A 4546-nucleotide genomic window follows, 5' to 3' on the forward strand; every position below is an offset into this window, starting at 1 on the left:
TGCTGACCGAGCGGCGTCCGTGGCCGGGGACCGGGCGGCCGCGCCGCGCGGCGGTGTCGTCGTTCGGGATCAGTGGCACCAACGCGCACGTCATCCTGGAACAGGCACCCACCGACGACACCGGCACCGAGGCCGGCACGGGTGCGGGCCCGGCGGTGCTCCCCCTGCTGCTCTCCGCCAGGAGCGCCGAAGCGCTCACGGCCCGGGCCGCGCAGGTTCGCGAGCACATCGCCCGGAACGACACCGCGGCCGCCCGGACCCTCGACGTCGCGGCGAGCCTCGCCGCGTGCGCGCCGTTCGACCACCGCGCGGTGGTTCTCGGCGGGGACGAGGCAGAACTCCTCGACGGCCTCACCGCACTGGCCGAGGGGCGGCCCGCCCCCTCGGTCCTCGCAGGAGTCGCCGACCGGAACGGCAAGCTGGCCTACCTGTTCACCGGGCAGGGCAGTCAGCGGCCCGGCATGGGGCGCGAACTCTACGACGCCTTCCCCGCGTTCGCCGAAGCCCTCGACGCCGTCTGCGCCGAACTCGACGGCAGCCTCGCCCACCCGCTGCGGGAGGTGATGTTCGCCGAGGACGGCACGGAGAACGCCGGCCTGCTGAACGAGACCGCATACACCCAGGCGGCGCTGTTCGCCCTGGAGGTGGCGCTGTTCCGCCTCCTGGAGACCTGGGGACTCGGCCCCGACCACCTGATGGGCCACTCCGTCGGCGAACTCGCCGCCGCCCATGTCGCCGGGGTGCTCTCCCTAGGCGACGCCGCCACCCTGGTGGCCGCCCGCGGCAGCCTGATGCAGGCCCTGCCCCAGGGCGGTGCCATGGTGTCCGTGTTGGCCGCCGAGGACAGGGTGACCCCCCTGTTGGCGGGCCTGGAGAGCGAGGTGTCGGTCGCCGCTGTCAACGGCCCGGCCTCCGTCGTGATCTCGGGGGACGAGGAGGCGGTGCAGCAGATCACCGCCAAGCTCGACTCCGAGGGGATCAAGGTCCGGCGGCTGACGGTCAGCCACGCCTTCCACTCGCCCCGCATGGAACCGATGCTGGACGAGTTCCGCGCGGTCGCCGCGAAGCTCGCGTTCTCCCCGCCCTCCCTGCCGATCGTCTCCAACGTGACCGGCCGGATCCTCACCGCCGAGGAAGCCTGCTCCCCGGACTACTGGGCCGGTCACATCCGCCGGGCGGTGCGCTTCCACGACGGCATCCGCACCCTGCACGCCGAGGGCGTGGACACCTACCTGGAGCTGGGACCGGACGCCGTCCTGACCGCTATGGCACAGGACTGCCTGGACCCGGCCGGCGACGGCGCGCCCCTGCTGCTCGCCGCCCAGCGCCGTAACCGGTCGCAGGCCCGCACGCTCACCGAGGCACTGGCCGGGGCCCACAGCCGCGGAGCGGTCCGGTTCGACTGGCAGGCGCTGTTCGCCGGCTCGGGCGCACGCCGGGTCGACCTGCCCACCTACCCCTTCCAGCGGCAGCGGTACTGGCTTCAGGCGCCCGCCCCGCGGACCGGCGACGACGGCGGACAGGACGAGCAGTTCTGGTCCGCGGTACGGCAACAGGATCTCGCCGCCCTGGGGGACCTCCTCGGCGTCGGAACCTCCGGGGCACTCGCCGAGGTGCTGCCGGCGCTGGCGACCTGGCGCGAGGACAGCGCCCGACGGTCCCTCGTCGGCTCCTGGCGGTACCGGACGGCCTGGTGGCCGGCGACCGTGCCCGCCGAGGGGACGCTCTTCGGCACCTGGCTGGTCGTGGTGCCCACGGTGCTCTCCGGGGCCCCGCTGGCCGACTCCGTCGAGGCGGCACTGCGGGAACGGGGCGCCGCGGCGATCCGGGTCACCGTGGATCCCGCGCACGCGGACCGGGCCGCGCTCGCCCGGCAACTCACCGAGGCCGCGGGCGACACCCCCGCCGAGGGTGTGCTGTCGCTCCTCGGGCTGGACACCGCCCCGTACCGGGGCCACCCCACGGTGACCGACGGCGTCATCGCGAGCCTGCTGCTGGTCCAGGCGATCGGCGCCGCGGCCGAGCCGCCCCGGCTGTGGCTGCTCACCCGCGGCGCCGTCACGACCGGGGACTCGGACACCCTGGACGACCCGGCGCAGGCGCAGACAGCGGCCCTGCACCGGACCGCGGCACTCGAACACCCCCAGCTCCGCGGTGGTGTGGTCGACCTGCCAGCCGTCGTGGACGACGGCGCGCTGCGCCGTCTGACGGCCGTGCTCGCCGATCCGGCCGGGGAGGACCAGCTGGCTGTCCGGCCGGCCGGCGTCCTCGTACGCCGGCTGGTCCGGGCCGGAGCGGGACGATCGGGCGGCACTCCGTTCACACCCCGCGGGACCGTCCTGGTCACCGGGGGAACGGACGGGACGGGCGCCAGGGTCGCGCGGCGTCTCGCTGCCCTCGGTGCCCCGCACCTGCTGCTGACACACGCCCCGGGCGCCGAAGGGCCGGGCGCCTCGCGGACCGTGGCGGAGATCTCCGCGACGGGCACACGGGTGACCGTGGTGCCCTGCGACCTCGGCGACCGCGCCGCCGTCGCCGCGGTGCTGGCAGGCGTTCCGGAGGACCGGCCGCTGGCCGCCGTGTTCCACACCGCCGGTGAACTCCGCCCCGCCGCGCTGGCCGAGACGGACCCGGCAGGGTTCGCCGCGGCGGTGAGCGCCACCGCCGCGGGCGCCGCGCACCTGCACGAACTGGTGGAAACCGACTCCCTGGACGCCTTCGTCCTGTTCTCCTCGATCGCCGGTGTGTGGGGCAGCGGAGGTCAGGCCGCGTACGGCGCGGCCACGGCCTACCTGGACGCACTCGCCGAGCACCGCCGGGGCCTCGGCCGGGCCGCGACCGCGCTCGCCTGGAGCCTGTGGGGGGAGACCCCCGCCGACGACGCGGGTACGCCGGACCCGGACGCCGAACGCGCCCGCCGACAGCAACTGCGCCGGCGCGGACTGCCCGAAATGGCCCCGGAACTCGCCCTGGACGCCATGACCGGGACCATCGGGCAGGCGGAAGCGGCGTACGTCGTCGCCGACGTGGACTGGGAACTCTTCGCCCCGGCCTTCACCGCCGTCCGTGCCAGCCCGCTGCTCGGCGGCCTGCCGGAGGTCGACCGTGTGCTCAGCCGGGCGGACGCCGACAGCGACGCCGGCAGCTCGGACGCCGCGGACAACCTCAGGCGGTCCATGACCGGGCTGCCCGAGACGGAACAGCAGCGCCTGCTGACCGACCTGGTCAGGACGGAGATCGCGGCCGCCCTGGGACACGCCGGCCCCGAGGCGGTGCCCGCCGCTCGTGCCCTGAAGGACCTGGGGCTCGATTCGCTGGCCGCCGTGCGTCTGCGCAACCGGCTCGGTGCGGTGACCGGTCTGCGGCTGCCCGCCACCCTCGTCTTCGACCATCCCAGCCCGGCCGCGGTGGGCGCCTTCCTGCACGCCGAGATGGCACCGGCGCCGTCGAGCGCACCCGTCGACGAGGAGCTGGACACGCTGCAGTCCCTGATCGCCGCCCACCGGGACGACCCGGCCGTCCGGGAGCGGATCGGCGCCCGCCTCCAGACCCTCCTCGCGGAGCTGACCGGCCAGGACGCAGCTGCCGTGGCCGTCGCCGCGCAGCTGGAGGAGGCCTCCGACGACGACATCTTCGCCTTCATCGACAGCGAGCTCGGAACCCAGTGAACCGGCGGCACGGCAGCGGACACTGCCCGACATCAGCGAGGAACGAATGAACGCCATACCTGACGAGAAGAAGCTCCGGGAGTACCTCAAGCGCGTGACCGTCGAACTCACGGAGACGCGCCGCCGTCTGAAGGAGACCGAGGACAGGCACCGCGAACCGATCGCGATCGTGGGGATGAGCTGCCGCTTCCCGGGCGGTGTAGGGTCCCCCGAGGACCTGTGGAACGTGGTGGAGTCCGGGTCCGACGTGATCGCCGGCTTCCCCGTCGACCGCGGATGGGACGAGAACCTCTACGACCCCGACCCGGACCGGATCGGCCGGACGGTCACCCGGCAGGGCGGGTTCCTGAACGAGGCTGCCGAGTTCGACGCGGAGTTCTTCGGGATCTCGCCGCGCGAGGCGCTGGCGATGGACCCGCAGCAACGCCTCTTCCTGGAGGTGGCGTGGGAGGCGGTGGAGCGGGCGGGCATCGACCCGGTCTCGCTGCGCGGCAGCCGCACCGGCGTCTACGCCGGCTGCGTCACCGACGACTACCAGCTGACGCTCCAGCACGCCCCCGGCGAGGCCGAGGCGTACAAGATGACCGGAGCGGCACGCAGCGTGCTCTCCGGCCGGGTGTCCTACAGCTTGGGCCTGGAGGGCCCGGCCGTGACCGTGGACACCGCCTGCTCCTCCTCGCTGGTGGCGCTCGATCTGGCGGCCCAGGCCCTGCGCCGCGACGACTGCTCCGTCGCCCTGGTGGGCGGCGTCACCGTCCTCGCCACGCCCACCGAGTTCGTCAACTTCAGCCGCCAGCGCGGCTTCTCCCCCGACGGGCGGTGCAAGGCGTTCGCGGCGTCGGCGGACGGCACGGGTTGGGCCGAGGGTGTGGGTGTGC

Annotated in this window: 2 protein-coding genes; both read left to right on the forward strand. The window is 74.5% G+C overall.

Annotated features, from left to right (window positions below):
• A partial coding sequence (locus I3F54_RS31690; RefSeq protein WP_240122376.1) for an SDR family NAD(P)-dependent oxidoreductase occupies positions 1 to 3668 on the forward strand: 3668 nt, incomplete at its 5' end.
• Positions 3669 to 3714: 46 nt separating this feature from the next.
• The coding region (locus I3F54_RS31695) for a beta-ketoacyl synthase N-terminal-like domain-containing protein (RefSeq protein ID WP_240122377.1) at positions 3715 to 4546 on the forward strand (832 nt) is incomplete at its 3' end.

The sequence above is a fragment of the Streptomyces sp. MUM 2J genome (genome assembly GCF_022414535.1).
GTDB lineage: Bacteria > Actinomycetota > Actinomycetes > Streptomycetales > Streptomycetaceae > Streptomyces.